We start from the raw sequence: 15,838 nt of genomic DNA on the forward strand, positions 1-15,838 counted from the left end.
GTGGTGATACGAAACGATGCCCGGATACCGCGCGTCGTCGCGTTCGTCTAGCGCAATGGCGCCTTCCGCAGTTCGTTGACCTCTTTCGCCGTGACCGGCAGGCCGTGGTTGCCCCACGCGGTCCGGATGTAAGTCACGACCGCGGCTGCGTCGTCGTCGTTCAATTCCTGCGCGAACGGCGGCATACCGTACGGCTCAGGGTTGCGCCGCGTACCCGGCGGGAAGCCGCCATTGAGCACGATGCGAATCGGATTGACCGCCGAATCCATTTCGATCGACTGGTTGCTGGCCAGCGGCGGATACTTCGGCACGTTCCCCTTGCCATCGCTGCCGTGACACACCGCGCATTTGTCGCTGTACACCTGTGCGCCGCGCCCGAATACCTTCGTATCCGTCGCCGCGGAGGGCCCGTTCTTGCGGCCCGTGTTGTCCGGCAGCGCCTTGAGGTAGACCGCCATCGCCTTGACGTCGTCGTCGCTCAGGTACTGGAGGCTGTGGTAGGTCACCTCCGCCATCGGGCCATACACCGCGCCACGCTCCGAGAGGCCCGCCTGCAGCAGATCGACGATGTCCTTGATGCTCCAGTCGCCAAGGCCACCGTCCTTGTCGGAGGTCAGCGACGGGGCATACCACTGCTGCACCGGGATCAGGCCGCCCGCGAACTCTTCGCTGCGCGAGGAACCGCCGAGCATGTTGATCCGCGTATGGCACATCGTGCAGTGGCCGAGGCCTTCGACCAGGTATGCGCCGCGATTCCACTCGACTGACCGCGTCGGATTCGGCTGATAGGCTCCCTCGCGGAAGTAAAGCGTGCGCCACCCGATAAGCAGCTCGCGCTGGTTGAACGGAAATTTCAGTTCATGCGGACGATTCGGCTGCGGTACCGTCAGAATCGATTGCAGGTACGCGTAGATCGCATCCGAGTCCTCACGCGTGACCTTCGTGTACTGCGCGATCGGCATGGCTGGATAGATCAGCTTGCCGTCCGGTGACTTGCCCGTGCGCATCATTCTGAAGAACTCGTCCTTGCTCCAGCGGCCGATTCCGTGCTGCGCATCGGGCGTGATGTTGGGCGAGTAGAGCGTGCCGAACGGTGTTTCCATCGCGAGACCGCCCGCGAAGAGCTTGCCACGCGGCGCGGTATGGCAAGCGATACAGTCGCCTGCGCGCGCGAGATATTCGCCGCGCGCAATGATCACGGACCGTGGACTGCCATTGGCGGACGCTGCCTGCGGAGTTTCCGCGCTCGCAATGCTGCAAACGAACATCGACGCGGCTATACCAGCGGTGAACCTCACCACGGCCGTAGCGCGTGCAAACCCGCGGCGCCAGCTCACGTGCAACGAACGCAGCTCCATGACGCACACCGCGGGAGGGGATATTCGATTCCTCATTGCATTTGGCTCCCGCATGCTAACGGCAGTTTCAAATCGCCTGGCGGCGACGGCCACGGGTCGTCGGGCCGCGGCTGCCGTGCGAGCCAGCTAGAAACCGCATAGATATCGCGATCATTCAGCTTGACGGCAATCTCGTGCATGCAGTCGGGCGCGAGTGCGTGTCGCGTGCCCGAGCGCCACGTCCCCATCTGTCCGGCGATATAGCTCGCATGGAGACCGAGCAGGCCGGGCACGCCGGGCTTCGCGCCGGTCAGCCGGGTTCCGTGACACGCCGCGCACGCGGGCAGCTTGCGTGACGCGTCGCCGATCATCACGAGTTGCTTGCCGTGGTCGAGCACATCGGGCGGTACCGCAGCAGTATCGGCATCCGGATACGGAGGCTGGAAGCCAGCGAAGTACTGGGCGATCCTGCGCAGATCTTCATCGGTCAGGAACGCGAGCAGGTAACTCATCGGCGGATAGGTCCGGCCGCCGTCGCGAAACGCGGACAGTTGGTTAAACAGATAATCAGCAGCCTTGCCAGCAATGCGGGGGAAGTAGTCGTTGCTGCGCCCCTGCCCCTGTACGCCATGGCACGACGTGCAGGCGCGCATACGCTCGTCCATCGCGGACGACGAGGCCGGTGACTGGGCGAAAACGCGCACCGGTGCGAGGCATAGCAACACGAGGAGCGACGCGGTAATAAATGCGCGATGCACGACAAGCCCCACGGAAGAATAAAAAAGGTTCAGAGATCTCTGTGCGCGAGGCGTATGTTGCTTGCATTCACATAGGCAAGTAGCGCATTGCAAAGTACAAAAAACTCACAGGTATTTACCTATTCGGCCGCTCACGACACTTGCTCACACCTTTTGTCGAAGCATGTCGACCGTTTCGTCAGTGGTCCAAAGACCATTTGCCATGTATCTGAAGTTGATCAGCGCGGACAGATACCCATCTCCCTCGGGAATCTTGGGCGCCGCCACCGCATCACGCACGATGGCAACCTCGAAGCCGAGCTCGAGAAATTCCCGCAAATGCGATTCGACGCACATATTGGCAAGCATGCCGGCAAGAATGATCTGATCGACCCGCTGCTTGCGGAGTTGCAACGGCAAGTCGTTGGCCTGCGGACCGTAGAGCTTGTGCGGCGAGCAGATGATGGTATGGCCGTCTTCGATGTACTTTTTGAATTCCGGCATAAAATCGGCGCCGGACCTCTGGAAGCCGTCGAGTGAGAGCGGCCCCTTGCGGTCGAAAATGCCAATCTTGTGTTGAAAAATCTCCAACGGCGCCTGAATCTTCCACGTGTGATCCCAGTGGTAGTAGTAGTGAGGGGAGATTGCTACGGTGATTCCCGCCTTTTTGGATTCTTCGAAGAGGCGCACCAGGTTGGGCACGACCTTGTGTTCGGTGACACTCTCGCCGACCACTGGCCATGCCAGACCCTTTGGACTCATGAAGTCGACCTGCGGGTCGATGACGACTAGGGCCGCCCGTGAAACGTCCAGCTTCATGTTCCCTTTTGTGAGCGCCGGATTGGCTGGATCAGCGTAAGGGTCCAACGTCGGCGCAGCCTGGGCTTGACGCATACCCACTGCGGATGCAGCGGTGGCAGCAGTGACGCCGGCGAGTTTGGTCATAAAGGAACGTCTTCTCAGGGTATCGGATTCGTCGTTGGGCACTTTTATCTCCGTGGTTTGAGTTGAAAACGACGACCGAGTCGTCCGCGTGCATACTGCCGTGCTGCCGGCACAGCGCCGCGTTTAACCGAACCATCTACTGGGCGGATCGGATCTGACCACCATCATATGAATGCTTTGTCCCCGATAGAAGACCAGCAGCGAATGCTTCTGAGTTTCCAGTAAGACAACAATCGCAGCATGCTTTGCATCAGCGCCAACGTATGGGTCGTGATGGAGATCTTTTCCCATACCGATCACTTCACTGATCGCCCTGTAACGCAATAGGATGGATCATCGCATCCGCGTTGAGCGGCATCCTCGGGCGCGTTGCGCGAGGGCGATAAACGACCTCTCCCCGGCGGATTTTCATTCCACTGATCGCGCAAACTCCCGAGTGGCGTGCGCGGGTCAGCTGCCACTCCTGGTCATGGTATGCACAACGTGATGGATCACTCCAGGCGAGCGTCACTCGTGTGGCAGTCGAACGCTCTAGCAGCCGTACCGTGACGCCCGCGACCGGTGCCGTTGATAAGTTGTGCATTTCCGGCTTGAACAACGGAGTAACGCTCGTGTCGCCGTTCACGGGTAGCTCGCCCGACAATTGCCCCAGCAATCCGACGGTCCTCGCCCATGGATCGCAAATATCTGGTTGTTCCAATATCATCTGGATTCCTCCGATTACGAATGATTGCTGCTCGTCAGGCGGCACCGTGCGGCAAATGCATGCATGTGTGTCCGGCTATGTCGTCCAGTTCGGCCGAACCGCCAGGTTCTGTGAGAGGCGAAACGACGAATTCGATTACGCCACTCGGCTTTTTCGGAAGCGGTGCCGCCCCTGCGAAGCAGCTCGGCATCGAGCAGGTGGATTCGTCATGGTCAACGGTATCCCTGAAAGACCCGCGTCGCCACCCTACTTTGAATTGGCAGAAGTTACTTACCAGATTGTGACACTCATACCTTCGTATAGTGGAGACCACCGTGCTCCTATCTCATCGTACGTATCGAGAACGGTCCATTGTCGTTCGCAGCATTACGGCGCCTTCGCCGGCACCTCGATATAGCTGCAGGATGGCCACCAGGCCAATGCGCAACGCAGCGTTTTATCGAATGCGGCTCCGGATTTCTGCCTCGCTCATTCTTTCGAGAATTAATTAGTGACGGTCGATTTTGAATCGAAAAGCTTGACTAAACAAAGGTATGCGAGGTTCGTACGATCGTAGACTGGTATGAGGAACGCGTGCGAAGTAACTTGACTTGGTGAAACGATCGCTGTGCCGCTGTCTCCCGTTCGCAAGGGAGGATATGCCCACGCGTCTCAACGTCTGCAAGTCGAATAGCTTTGGAGCGTCTAATGAATCAATTGAACATATCGCAGCCCGCCTTTCCCACCGATTTTCTAAATCATGCCGATCCTTTCTTAAACTGCTTTGCGAGCAGCTATGCAGGCATCGTTACGTTCATGGCGGTCGCCAAAGAAGGGAGTTTTGCCAAAGCGGGCGAGCGACTTGGAGTCGGGCGATCGAGCGTCTCGCGCAGTGTCCAGCGGCTCGAGAAGCAGCTCAGTACACGCCTTTTCCTTCGAACGACGAGAACCACGCGCCTGACGCGCGAGGGGGAGCGCTTCTTCGAGCACTGCAATCTTGGCGTGGCTCATATCGTCGGGGCGGTCAACGACATGCTTGACCTCCGCCACGGTCCGCCTCGTGGCTTGCTGCGGGTCTCATCGGGCATCGGATTCGGGCGCAATGTAGTCGCGCCGTTGTTGTTGAAGTTCTCCGAGCTCTACCCGGACATCTCAGTCGAACTTCTCCTCGATGACAAGCCGGTGGATTTTGCAGGTGGCCAGATCGATGTTGCGTTTCGCGATGGACATCTCGCAGACTCCCGCATCGTCGCGAAGCGGCTGATTCCGATGCAACTCATCGTTTGCGCGTCGCGGAGCTATGCCGAGAGGCACGGACTTCCTTCCAGCCTCGGCGAGCTTGGACAGCACGAGTGCATCAACATGAGACATTCAACAGGACGAGTCCTCGAGTGGGAGTTCATGGTGGATGGCCGGACTCAAAAACTCCTGCCGCCCTCCAAGTTGACGTTCAATGACGCGGATCTCGTACGCGAGGCCGTCCTCCGTGGTCGCGGCATTGCGCAGATGCCGGCACATCAGATCTGGGATTACGCGAGACGCCGGGAGCTTGTGATGACGTTGAACCAGCATGTGTCGAACGAGCGCAGCTACTACATTTGCTACCTTTGCCGTGAACACTTGCCGATCCGGGTCCGCGTCTTTATCGATTTCATGACCGAGCAGATCCGGGCACTCGATCTGAATGGCCTGAACCGCGTCAATGCGGTCGAGGCTATGACTCGCATTGCGACGATGCCCGCGTAGTGTCCGACCGGCGATAGGGTTGCTCGCTATCTGGGGCCAGCGACCCGCAGATCCAACGCGGAACTACTCGCCTTCTTCCAACGTGTCCACGTAACTCTTCGATAGAGATCGCTTACCGCGACCGCGAGCCCGGAAAGTCAGCCGTCCAAACAGGCTCGCAACAATTGCGCGAGACGCTCCGCCTCCTGCGCATCGGCAATGTTCGCAAACCCCATCACCAGACCGCGCGGAGTGTGTGGTGCGCGGCTATCCGCGTACCAACTCGAAAGTGGCAGAACCGCAAGTCCGGCCTCGCGAGCACGGGTGGCTACTGCGACATCGTCGATTGCGCCATTGGGGCCTTCGGCGAATCGCGTCGCGAATTGGACTCCGCCCGATGGCGGATCAACAATCAGTCGTTCTCCGAACGCCCGCTGCAACGCGTGCACGATCAGCATGCGACGCTCCCCGTACAACGCGCGCATCCGCTTCAGATGGCGCGCGAAATGGCCCTGCCCGATGAAATCCGAAGCAACCGCCTGCAGCAGTGTCGAAGCGCCTGCGTTCATGCTGTGCGTCACTCGCTCAACGCTCTCGATCGCCCGTTCCGACACGACCACGTACGCGAGCCGTAAGCCTGGAAAAATCACCTTGCTGAAGGTGCCGCAATAGATCACGCGACCGTGCCGGTCGATGCTCTTCAAGGCCGGCAAGGGCCGACCCGTGTAACGGAACTCGCTGTCGTAGTCGTCTTCCACGATCCAGCTGGAGGCGTTCTCCGCCCAGTCAAGCAGAGCGATCCGCCTCTCGAGTGACAGAGTGTGTCCGAGCGGACTCTGATGCGACGGGGTAACGAGTGCAAAGCGTGCGTGGGCGTCCAGCTGTATGCCACGCTCGACGTCGATCCCTTCGCCATCGACCGGCACCGGCACGAGCCGCACGCCGGCATCGGCCAGAAAGCTGCGTGCGAGCAGATAGCCGGGGTCCTCGAACCACATGCGATCGCCCGCGGATGCGAGACTCCGTATCACAAGTTCGAGCGACGCGCGGTAACTCCCCGTCACGAAAACCTGTTCGGGCAGGCAGGTAACGCCGCGCGACAGCCCGACATGGGTAGCGATGTGTTCGCGCAGCGGCTGGTAGCCGGCCGGCGCTGGATAAGCGAGTGCCGCACGTTCGCCGCTGCGTACGCGAAACGAGAAGAGCCGATTCCAGACCTTGCGCGGAAAGGCGTCGAGCGCAGGCAGGCCGGGTTGTAACGGCCGTGGTTCGCCGCTGAACGGGACGATCGGTCGATGCAACGTCGCTTGACTGCCGCGCGGCGCGACCGGCTCAGTCGGCACTCCGCCTGCAACCGCGCGAGGCCCGTCGAGCGAGTGCCGAATGGTTTGCAGCCTTGACGATAGGATCGCCGCCGCCGGAAGCTCTGGCGAGACGAACGTGCCCGCCGCACCGCGCACCTGCAGGTAGCCCTCGTCGACGAGGGTCGCGTATGCCCGTTCAACCGTGCCGAGTGCGGTATTCAGCTGTGTGGCCAGACCGCGTAATGCCGGCACTCTGTCTCCCGGGCGCAGATTCCCCGCGGCGATCGCAGTTCGGAAGCGCTCGCAAATTTGCAGATAGATCGGCAACTCATGTTGCGGGTCAACTTCGATAGACAGTGCCGGTAACGGTGCAGTCATTACGGTCTCTCGTGCGAATGAAGCAGAGGTGGAGCGTAGCCTAACGGGTGGAGGGCGACGCATGGGCAGGCGTCGGAGTATCGAGCGCAGGCTCGACGGCCCACATGTCGATCGGCTGGTTATTGTCTGCGTGCGACCGCCCGTTCTCTGAAGACGCAGCTTCCACGCCTGGCCGAGACAATATCGGAGTTCCGACCACACTAGCGCAAGTAACAGACATGCATCGAGGTTACTGCTTCGCGCTCACGCTCGCCACAGGTTTGAAGCACCCTGGAAAGGCCGCTGCCGCAGTTCACTTCACGAAAGAGATCAAGAAACGGAGGTTCGCTACGAAGACGTTGACGCATGGATGGCAATACGTCCGTACACCTTGTGGTGTGCGAGACGAAGGCGGAGGGCTGGTGCGTCGGGATATGTTCAATCGATTCTCGGCGCGCTCGAACAAGCCGACCGATAGAAAGCAACCCAACATCGCGTTCAGTTTGAATGCGATGTTGGGCCTCAAGTACTTCGGCGAAACAGCCGTCAGACTACAGACGCGCGGCGAAAGACAAATGTGCTAGCTCAACGTATACCCATGATCGACTATCAAGTCCTGACCATATAGCCCGCGAGACGCCGGCGACAGCAAGAACATGATCGTGTCGGCTACCGCATCGGCCTCAAGGAAGCGTCCAGGAAGCAAACGCCGATTGACACGTTCCGCTATCGCGGAAAGCTGATCTTCGGGCAAGCCCAACGAGGACCAGATTGCTGTAGCCGTTGGTCCTGGCGAGACCAGATTGATTCGAATGCCCTCTGCTGCCAGTTCCACTGCGAGTGTCCTCGCATGCGCCTTGACCGCCGCCTTTGATGCTATATACGCGCCGAGACCCGGAAATGTTGTCTGCGACAGAAACGTCCCGATGAACACAACCGACGCAGGCTTCGCCAACTGTTCTCGCACCACTGAAAGCGTGTTCAGCGCACCCGCCCCGTTCACTGCCCATTGACGCTCGAAGGCCGCGGCCTCGGTATCGCCGTCCAATAAAGCGATGCCCGCATTCGGCACCAGAAAGTCAATCGGACCGAGCCGCTGGGCCTCCGAAGAAAGCAACTCGAGATCGTCACTTCGTGTGACGTCCCCTTTGATCCATATGAGCCTCTCGTCGAATGTCGACTGCAATGCGACCAAACCCCCTTTCGTACGACTCATCGCCAGCACGCGCGCCCCATTCTTTAGTAAGCGGCGGGTAGTAGCAAGCCCAATTCCGGAACTCGCTCCCGTGACGACAGCAAGACGACCTTCAAAATCCTTAAGCATCGTTCTTCCCTTCCTGGCGGCAGTTTTTCTGTAGGACAAATTGCTCCTCTAGAAAACCATGGCAATAGCGGTAAAGCACCAAATCTAAATTCAACGCATGATGATCGAGATCACACAATTCCTACGAATATGAATTATTTTACTTCCTCCACAAGATCGGCTAGTTAGATACCCATATCAAACGTGATGAAAAATACAGAGCGACAGAAATGAAATACTAAATCGATCAGGACGATCTGTTTGATGAAAAACTGGATCAACTGTTTGTACGCGATGTCATAAATACGAGGAAGGCGATTCACTAGAATTCGTCATGCGAAACCGATCGCCGCCAGCGGATGACAGCGCCCCGCGCTCCGGCGAGCCGAAAGGGCAAGTCGGACAACTCACTCTCACGAGGTTGCTGCCGAGCATCGACGAGGTGTTTCGATGGACGTGATCCTGCCTGGCGTGCGCTGGTATGTCGAAGATCCGTGCTCGGGGTTGAGCGCGTGCTTGCTGTCGTCAAGCACTTGTGGGCTTCACGAGCGTGCGCTATCGAGCTTTGCCGAAGAACGCCAACCGTGCCCTGGTCGCGCTGTTCGCCGTGCCGATGAATACAACGGCTTGGTCAGCGTTGCCTTGAGTAATCCCGCTGCTTCGTGGCTTGCTCACCATTCCTGTTTTGTCGAGACACAACCCTTGATTATGTCCGTCTTTCTGATCAGATCGGGAAGCGATAGCGCTTCAAGCTTCTTCATCGCGGAGCCCCGGTACATCTTGATGGTGATTTCGCTCAGGTTCATTTCAGCGGCGATCTGCTTGTTCAAAAATCCCTTCACGACGTACCAGATCACTTCGCGCTCCCGCACCGTCAGCGTGTCATAACGCGCCATAAGCGAAACCCTGGTCAGAGATTTCTCTAGTTGCTCAGCATGACGACCGATCGCTGATGAAACAGCGTCGATAACACGTTGCTCTCGAACAGGTTTGGTCAGGAAATCAATGGCGCCAGCTTTCATGGTCTCCACCGACATTTCAATATCACCATGGGCAGTCATGACGATAATTGGCATGTCGACCTGATGCCTTCTCGCACTCAACTGGAACGTCAAGCCACTCTCCCCCTGCAGGCGAACGTCCAGTAGCAGGCAGCTTGGAACACCTGGTTTTTCAGCCGAAATGAAATCCCGGGTCCCCTCAAACGTTCGCACCGAATATCCGCACGAACGCAGCAAACTCGACAGCGACGAGCGAAGCGACGCATCGTCGTCGATTACATAGACAATTGCTCCGTCGGTGTTAGCCACGGCTGGAAAGGTATTTTTCTCCATTCGCGTTCCTTTCCTGTACTGGTGTGCACAACGCATCGTCGCGCACCAAGATTTAGACTATCTCCCAAAGTGTAATGTAAATGTATGACTCTGGCGAGGCCAGGCCGACATCGCCGCCGCCGACTGAAGCACAAACCTTACTCGCCTCCGACATTTCAACGACGACCCGCACGAACCCCTCCATATACCTGCGTATGCTTTCAACCGGGCTCTACGTTGGGTATTCTTCGTTTACGCAGACACGACAGGGCGGCCAAACCGCCGCAGCCGGCGCGGACTGGGAGAAAGATAATTGCGCTCGCCACAGGTAATTTGGGTCGTTGATGACGATCCCTCGTTTCGTTCGGGACTCTCAAGCTTGCTCAGATCGCTCGATTACGTTGTCTTGACCTTCGAGTGTGGAGCAGATCTGATGGCCCGCACCGGAGAAACGGAGCCCGACTGCATCGTTTCGGACGTACAGATGCCGGGAATGTCGGGCTTCGAATTGACTCTGCGCCTGATCGAAACCGGACGGCGCATACCCACGGTGTTCATCTCCGCCTACCCGAAGCCTGAACTGCAGCAGGAAGCGCTAGTCACCGGCGCTTGGGCGTTTCTGACCAAGCCTTTGAGTGCCAAAGACCTGACAGCTGCCATCGAAGCGGTGACGAGCAAGCGTTCCAGTTAGCGATACGAACGTCAGATAACCGAACATCGTTCCTTCAAGCCGCGCACAGCTTGCGTGATCGCGCGCATACGCACACATTCAACGAAATCGGCCCTCGCCCCGTGGCCTCGTTGACCAGATCCCGCACTGAGCGGGCACCCTCTCGAATTGCACCACACCCACGGAATAGTGCTTGTTGCGTACGAGGCAACACAGTGGTTTCCGTGGACGGGCTTCCGCCGTGCACCGGCGCGCGATACCGTCTGGCAGCAAAGTCACTGGACTTTCCTCAACTCACAGGAGGCTGACATGGGACTCTTTGTCCTGCCACGAAAAGCTGTTTGCGTTTGCGCGCTACTCGCAACGCTGCCCGCGGTCGCCGCCGCTGAACCATTTTCCCTCAGAGTCGCCGACCTCGATCATGGCCGCTTCACGAATGAACAGGTGTACAGCGGATTCGGTTGTCACGGCGAGAACGTGTCGCCTCGTGTGTCCTGGGCGAACCTGCCGGCCGGAGCCCGCAGCGTCGTCGTGACCATCCACGATCCCGATGCGCCAACGGGCGGTCTGGGCTGGACTCACTGGGCGGTTGCCAACATACCGCCCTCGCAGACGTCGCTTCAGAAAGGCGCCTCCGGAAACGCACAGTTGCTGCCGGCTGGCGCCATCGAAACGCTGACTGACTTTGGCATATCAAAGTACGGTGGGCCCTGTCCGCCGCAAGGCAAGCCGCATCGCTACGTGGTCACTGCCTACGCACTTGACGTGCCACATATCGACGTCAGTGCTGCGTCGAGTCCGGCGCTCGTTGCGTTTCAGATGCACGGCAAGATCGTCGCACAGGCGCGCTACGTCGCAACGTACCAGAGTGCCCCGAACTGAACTCCGTGCCGCGCGGATTCACGTCAGCGACATGCGGCCGTCGATACGCAAATCGATGCCGCTGACGAAGTTACTTCGTCGCCCACGAGAATGAGCGCGGCGTGCGAGTTCCGCCTCGCGTCCGAGGCAACTCCACGGGTCGTCAGGTGATGGATGCACAGTTCGTGCTCTCCATGCATGCTTGCATCTCTCACGCGCACGTCGAAAAGCTTCCTCCGGTGGTCGGTGAAGCGCGAATCTAGAGAAGGTCGGGAATCGACGCATCGAACCTGCTCGCCGTCGGTCGACTGCTGGATGTAGTTGAAACGCTGCGTCATACGCTTATTTTGGCGTAGATGAATGTCGGTCAGCGACTGCTTGAGGCCTCAAGCGACTGTCCACGCATGAGTCAATCGCAGACGAACGCGGCGCATCGCGGTAGGCCATGCGCGGCTCCATTCGGTGCTGTCATTTTTGCGCCAGTGGTGGTCGCGCATTCCGCCAACAGGAAACTGCAAGTGCGATGTCGCAACACGCACGCGTGCGACCTGATGAAGGCACAAGTTCGTGCATCGGGAATGCGTCAAGCGGCTTAGTCACGAACCTACCCCCTCACCGCGTCACGAGGTATTCACGCCATGCACCTCGGCAAATCCTATAAGTTATCGGAATTCCTGTTCTGGACGAGAAGGCAAATCTATGCCCTCATAATCTGGGGCACGTTGCCCGTCATCCTCTTCAAATTTTGCAACATGACGTGGCTATCAGTGCCGCTCACGATCGTCGTGCTGCTTGGCACCGCCACGTCGTTCATTGTCGGCTTCAAGAATGTTCAAACCTATAACAGGGCGATGGATGCTCAGGAGATCTGGACAGGCATTGTGAGTGCGAGCCGACGTTGGGGCCAGCTTGCCCGCGATTTTCTGGACGACGAAAGCACCAGCCGGCAGTTGATCGACCGTCATCTCGCCTGGCTCACCGCATTGCGTTATTCGCTGCGCCGCCCGCGCGTGTGGGAAAGCATGAGCAAGCGGTTCAATACCGAATACCGTCGTTACTATCGGGTGCCCGAATGGGAAAGGAGTCTCGAAGAAGCGCTGCGCAAATATTTGACTGTGCTGGAGACCGAGCACACGCTCGACTCCCCGAGCGCCCCGACAAGCTTGCTAAGCACCCAGGGCGCATGTCTGCAGAAGCTTCACGCGGCGGGAAAACTGCATGCGTCGTTCTATCTGGAACTTCAACGCGCCTTGGGCGATTTCATTGAGTTGCAAGCAAAGGCAGAACAGTTGAAGGACTTTCCCTATCCGCGTCAATACGCAACGGTGTGCGCGCTATTCATCCGCTTCTTTTGCCTGCTTTTTCCGTTTGGCTTGCTGCGAGAATTCGACAGGCTCAACGACAGTGTGAGCGGCTTTATGCACGGAAACATGATATGGCTCGTCGTGCCGTTCAGCGTGGCCGTGTCGTGGATGTACACATCGCTCGAACAAGTGGGCGACAGCACGGAAAATCCGTTTGAAGGAAGCGCGAACGACGTGCCGATTTCGACGCTGTGCGCGCACATCGAGCGCGATCTTCGGTCTATGCTAGGCGAGCGGACGGAGGATCTCGAACAGGAGACGATTGCCATGTAGCTCGAGGACGGCGAGGTGTGCAGGCTCCGTCCGTGTCTTGCACAACGTCGCGCCATGAAAGTACATCGGATAGCCCGCGGCGAACTGGCAAGCCCGGTGCATAGCTCACCGTGTTGCATATCCGGCAACACTAACCATGGTTCGCTTACCCTTTCGACTGCTACGATGTTTCAGACGGTACGTTTCGTTCCGTCCCAATGCCTGTCTTCTCATCGCTTTGTTTCGTCCGCGTTTTGCGAGCGTTCGTGCCGAAGCGGTGACTTCTGTTGCGCGGACGCCGGATCATGATGATCCGTCTCTTTGCGCGGATAACGTCAAAGGAGCATGACCATGCCGTACGTCAGGACTAAGGACAATGTCGAGATCTTCTACAAAGACTGGGGTCCAAAGGACGCCCAGCCCATCGTCTTCCATCACGGTTGGCCGTTATCTTCCGACGATTGGGATACGCAGATGCTTTTCTTCGTCCGGAAAGGCTACCGCGTAGTCGCGCATGATCGACGCGGCCATGGTCGTTCGTCGCAGGTTTCGGACGGTCATGACATGGACCATTACGCTGCCGATGCCTTTGCTGTTGTTGAAGCACTCGATCTGCATCACGCGGTGCATATCGGCCATTCGACGGGCGGCGGCGAGGCAACCCGGTATGTAGCGAAACACGGGCAGCCGGCGGGACGAGTAGCCAAAGCGGTCCTGGTCAGCGCCGTGCCTCCGCTCATGCTGAAGACCGAGGCAAATCCAGAAGGCTTGCCGATCGAAGTCTTCGACGGTTTCCGGAAAGCGCTTGCAGACAATCGAGCCCAGTTCTTCCTCGACGTCGCAGCCGGCCCGTTCTACGGCTTCAACCGTCCCGGCGCGACCGTGTACCAAGGCGTGATCCAGAACTGGTGGCGGCAGGCAATGATGGGTAGTGCGGAAGCGCACTATGAGGGCATCAAAGCCTTCTCTGAAACTGACCAGACGGAAGATCTCAAGGCGATTACCGTCCCGACGCTGGTACTGCATGGAGACGACGACCAGATCGTACCGATCGCCGATGCCGCGCTGAAGTCGATCAAGCTGTTAAAAAACGGGACTCTGAAGACGTACCCTGCTTTTCCGCATGGCATGTTGACAGTGAACGCAGAGGTCCTCAACGAGGATCTGCTCGCGTTCGTGCGCATGTAGCGTTTAGCACAGGCCCGCTTCGGCGGGATTTCCGTTGAGGCAATGGTTTCGACCGGCCAGTTGCCAGTTGTTCGACTCGGATGCACCAATCATGGACAATCTGGATCAGGATTCCGCCATCCAGTGCCCCAATGTTCTACGTCGAGATAAGCCGATGATTCCACTCCACCGTAATCCGTCTTTTTACCAACTTCTTTCCGACAGCTACGCCCGGCTGGTCGGCCAGCGCCTGGTTCCGCACGTCATGCCCGTTGCTGAAGCGACCGAATGGCTGTATGAGAGTGCCCCGTTCGCGGTACTCGCGCACAATACCGATCCCGACCCGGTCTTTATCTACGGCAACAAAGCCGCACAGCGCCGCTTCGGATATAGCTGGAGTGAAATCACCACGCTGCCGTCCCGGCTTTCCGCCGAGGCCCCGAATCGGGAGGAACGACAGCAATTCCTCGAACGCGTGCAGCGGCTCGGCTACGAGACGGACTACAAGGGCGTGCGTGTTACCAAGTCTGGCGAGCGATTCATCATCGAGCAAGCCACACTATGGCAGTTACTCGACGCGGACGGCACACTGCACGGCCAGGCGGTGGTTATTCCACGCACGCGCGACATCTGATCGTGCGTATCAATTCTCATAGGCTAATGCTCCGAAGTTGCGAAGCAATTGGGCACTACGGATATGAACAAAAAAAAAAGCCCGCCTTATTAGACGGGAAAAGAGGGGGGCTAATCGACGAGTGGGATAGCTCGACGCAAAGGCCTCTGATAACGCGGCGCCTTCTTGGGTCGCGGTTACTTCGCCGCCTGGATCTGCCGGAACCACGCATCGAAATCGACTCCGCCCAGCCGCGCATGCGGGCCTGGCACAAGCGTATCGTCCTGTAGTTGCGCGCCGAAGTAACGCGCGTCGGCATCTTCGATGACCGTACGGTTGTCTTTCGTTGCCTGTAGGTAGCGTCGCACCATTACCGCAAGGCGCACGCGCTCCGGTCCGGCAATTTCCACGATGCCATTGCGTGGCTCGCCAATCGCGAAGTCCGTCACGGACGCCGCCACGTCGTCGGACGAAATTGGCTGGAAGAAAGCGGGCGAGAGCCGGACGCTGTCGCCCTCGGTACCCGATTGCGCAATGCCACCAAGGAACTCGAAGAACTGTGTGGAATGCACGATCGTGTATGGCACGCCCGAATCGCGAATGAGCTTTTCCTGCGCGATTTTCGCGCGGAAATAGCCGCTTTGCGCGAGCCGGTCGGTACCAACGACGGAAAGCGCGACGTGATGCCGGACACCTGCCTCGATTTCCGCGGCGAACAGATTGCGGCCCGACGTTTCGAAGAAGGCCAACACTGCGTTGTCCTCGAACGAAGGAGAATTGGCGAGATCAACTACGACGTCGGCTCCTGCGAGCGCCTCGCGCAGTCCTTCGTTCGTGAGCGTGTTCACGCCCGTGGCCGGCGAAGCCGCGACGGCAATATGACCGCGCTCACGCAGGTTCTTCACCACCTTGCTGCCGATTAGTCCCGTACCGCCAATGACGATGATCTTCATGATGTTTCTCCGTGCGATCGATATTGCCTTTACAGGTTGCCGCCGGGTGTGACGCCAGTTTCGGCGCGCGCGGCAACGGCGGTCCATCCACGAGCGATCGTACGTAAGCGCTGTTTGCTGCGGTAGGTGGTTGCCCGGACTCACAGTGTTGCGTGTTGAACATCAATCAACAGACGCGTCGACGGGTTCGCTGGAACCGCGTCGACTGTTGCCGTTAAGACAACACGCTGAATGCATTGGCGATACTACCGA

The 15,838-nt window shown here is 58.5% G+C and carries 15 protein-coding genes; 7 read left to right on the forward strand and 8 right to left on the reverse strand.

All coding sequences use genetic code 11. The features are described 5' to 3' along the window. Positions 1-47: 47 nt before the first annotated feature. The 4 genes from BC1002_RS23055 to BC1002_RS36600 all read right to left on the reverse strand — a co-directional run bounded on the left by BC1002_RS23055 (position 48) and on the right by BC1002_RS36600 (position 3,725). Positions 48-1,394, reverse strand: a complete 1,347-nt coding sequence (locus BC1002_RS23055) for a c-type cytochrome (RefSeq protein WP_013092400.1) — start codon at positions 1,392-1,394, stop codon at positions 48-50. Beyond that, complete coding sequence (locus tag BC1002_RS23060) at positions 1,391-2,002, reverse strand: c-type cytochrome (RefSeq protein ID WP_238538022.1); 612 nt, start codon at positions 2,000-2,002, stop codon at positions 1,391-1,393. Before BC1002_RS23060 ends, BC1002_RS23055 begins: the two co-directional genes overlap by 4 nt. A 237-nt stretch (positions 2,003-2,239) precedes the next feature. Further along, positions 2,240-3,061 carry a cysteine hydrolase family protein gene (locus BC1002_RS23065; RefSeq protein WP_013092402.1) on the reverse strand — a complete coding sequence of 274 codons (822 nt, stop codon included), beginning with the start codon at positions 3,059-3,061 and terminating at the stop codon, positions 2,240-2,242. Between the two features lie 259 nt (positions 3,062-3,320). Continuing rightward, positions 3,321-3,725: a DUF3331 domain-containing protein gene (locus BC1002_RS36600; RefSeq protein WP_013092403.1), complete on the reverse strand. Its 405-nt coding sequence runs from the start codon at positions 3,723-3,725 to the stop codon at positions 3,321-3,323. Positions 3,726-4,412: 687 nt separating this feature from the next. On the opposite strand from BC1002_RS36600, the gene BC1002_RS23070 reads away from it, so the two are divergent. Continuing rightward, a complete protein-coding gene (locus BC1002_RS23070; RefSeq protein ID WP_013092404.1) occupies positions 4,413-5,450 on the forward strand; it encodes a LysR family transcriptional regulator in 1,038 nt (345 codons plus the stop codon). 137 nt (positions 5,451-5,587) lie between these two features. Here the strand turns inward: BC1002_RS23070 and pdxR are convergent, their stop codons facing one another. Next, on the reverse strand, positions 5,588-7,111 hold the full coding sequence (gene pdxR / locus BC1002_RS23075) for a MocR-like pyridoxine biosynthesis transcription factor PdxR (RefSeq protein WP_013092405.1): 1,524 nt from the start codon (positions 7,109-7,111) through the stop codon (positions 5,588-5,590). Between the two features lie 104 nt (positions 7,112-7,215). Between pdxR and BC1002_RS37865 the strand changes: the two genes are divergently transcribed. After that, entirely contained in the window at positions 7,216-7,674 is a 459-nt protein-coding gene (locus BC1002_RS37865; RefSeq protein ID WP_157874737.1) for a hypothetical protein, read from the forward strand. Here BC1002_RS37865 and BC1002_RS23080 read toward each other — a convergent pair. Both BC1002_RS23080 and BC1002_RS23085 read right to left on the reverse strand, forming a co-directional pair. Next, a complete protein-coding gene (locus BC1002_RS23080) occupies positions 7,671-8,414 on the reverse strand; it encodes an SDR family NAD(P)-dependent oxidoreductase (protein ID WP_013092407.1) in 744 nt (247 codons plus the stop codon). The genes BC1002_RS37865 and BC1002_RS23080 overlap by 4 nt on opposite strands. Before the next feature lie 650 nt (positions 8,415-9,064). Beyond that, entirely contained in the window at positions 9,065-9,727 is a 663-nt protein-coding gene (locus BC1002_RS23085; protein WP_013092408.1) for a response regulator transcription factor, read from the reverse strand. A 292-nt stretch (positions 9,728-10,019) separates the two neighbouring features. On the opposite strand from BC1002_RS23085, the gene BC1002_RS23090 reads away from it, so the two are divergent. The 5 genes from BC1002_RS23090 (at position 10,020) to BC1002_RS23110 (ending at position 14,654) form a co-directional block, all read left to right on the forward strand. Next, positions 10,020-10,397 (forward strand): response regulator, encoded by a 378-nt coding sequence (locus tag BC1002_RS23090; RefSeq protein ID WP_013092409.1) that lies wholly within the window; start codon positions 10,020-10,022, stop codon positions 10,395-10,397. 288 nt (positions 10,398-10,685) lie between these two features. After that, positions 10,686-11,258 carry a YbhB/YbcL family Raf kinase inhibitor-like protein gene (locus BC1002_RS23095; protein ID WP_013092410.1) on the forward strand — a complete coding sequence of 191 codons (573 nt, stop codon included), beginning with the start codon at positions 10,686-10,688 and terminating at the stop codon, positions 11,256-11,258. A gap of 617 nt (positions 11,259-11,875) precedes the next feature. Further along, positions 11,876-12,874 carry a bestrophin family protein gene (locus tag BC1002_RS23100; protein WP_013092411.1) on the forward strand — a complete coding sequence of 333 codons (999 nt, stop codon included), beginning with the start codon at positions 11,876-11,878 and terminating at the stop codon, positions 12,872-12,874. 330 nt (positions 12,875-13,204) lie between these two features. Further along, positions 13,205-14,041, forward strand: a complete 837-nt coding sequence (locus BC1002_RS23105; protein WP_013092412.1) for an alpha/beta fold hydrolase — start codon at positions 13,205-13,207, stop codon at positions 14,039-14,041. Positions 14,042-14,195: 154 nt separating this feature from the next. Next, entirely contained in the window at positions 14,196-14,654 is a 459-nt protein-coding gene (locus tag BC1002_RS23110) for an MEKHLA domain-containing protein (RefSeq protein WP_013092413.1), read from the forward strand. A 176-nt stretch (positions 14,655-14,830) separates the two neighbouring features. Here BC1002_RS23110 and BC1002_RS23115 read toward each other — a convergent pair whose 3' ends face one another. Then, entirely contained in the window at positions 14,831-15,586 is a 756-nt protein-coding gene (locus tag BC1002_RS23115; RefSeq protein WP_013092414.1) for an SDR family oxidoreductase, read from the reverse strand. Positions 15,587-15,838 lie beyond the last annotated feature (252 nt).

The organism is Paraburkholderia atlantica (genome assembly GCF_000092885.1).
Classification (GTDB): domain Bacteria; phylum Pseudomonadota; class Gammaproteobacteria; order Burkholderiales; family Burkholderiaceae; genus Paraburkholderia; species Paraburkholderia atlantica.

Coding starts and splice junctions, on each gene's coding strand:
- BC1002_RS23055 (WP_013092400.1), bottom strand. CDS start 1,394: ATGAGGAATCGAATATCCCCTCCCGCGGTGTGCGTCATGGAGCTGCGT.
- BC1002_RS23060 (WP_238538022.1), bottom strand. CDS start 2,002: ATGGACGAGCGTATGCGCGCCTGCACGTCGTGCCATGGCGTACAGGGG.
- BC1002_RS36600 (WP_013092403.1), bottom strand. CDS start 3,725: ATGATATTGGAACAACCAGATATTTGCGATCCATGGGCGAGGACCGTC.
- BC1002_RS23070 (WP_013092404.1), top strand. CDS start 4,413: ATGAATCAATTGAACATATCGCAGCCCGCCTTTCCCACCGATTTTCTA.
- pdxR (WP_013092405.1), bottom strand. CDS start 7,111: ATGACTGCACCGTTACCGGCACTGTCTATCGAAGTTGACCCGCAACAT.
- BC1002_RS37865 (WP_157874737.1), top strand. CDS start 7,216: ATGTCGATCGGCTGGTTATTGTCTGCGTGCGACCGCCCGTTCTCTGAA.
- BC1002_RS23080 (WP_013092407.1), bottom strand. CDS start 8,414: ATGCTTAAGGATTTTGAAGGTCGTCTTGCTGTCGTCACGGGAGCGAGT.
- BC1002_RS23085 (WP_013092408.1), bottom strand. CDS start 9,727: ATGGAGAAAAATACCTTTCCAGCCGTGGCTAACACCGACGGAGCAATT.
- BC1002_RS23095 (WP_013092410.1), top strand. CDS start 10,686: ATGGGACTCTTTGTCCTGCCACGAAAAGCTGTTTGCGTTTGCGCGCTA.
- BC1002_RS23100 (WP_013092411.1), top strand. CDS start 11,876: ATGCACCTCGGCAAATCCTATAAGTTATCGGAATTCCTGTTCTGGACG.
- BC1002_RS23105 (WP_013092412.1), top strand. CDS start 13,205: ATGCCGTACGTCAGGACTAAGGACAATGTCGAGATCTTCTACAAAGAC.
- BC1002_RS23110 (WP_013092413.1), top strand. CDS start 14,196: ATGATTCCACTCCACCGTAATCCGTCTTTTTACCAACTTCTTTCCGAC.
- BC1002_RS23115 (WP_013092414.1), bottom strand. CDS start 15,586: ATGAAGATCATCGTCATTGGCGGTACGGGACTAATCGGCAGCAAGGTG.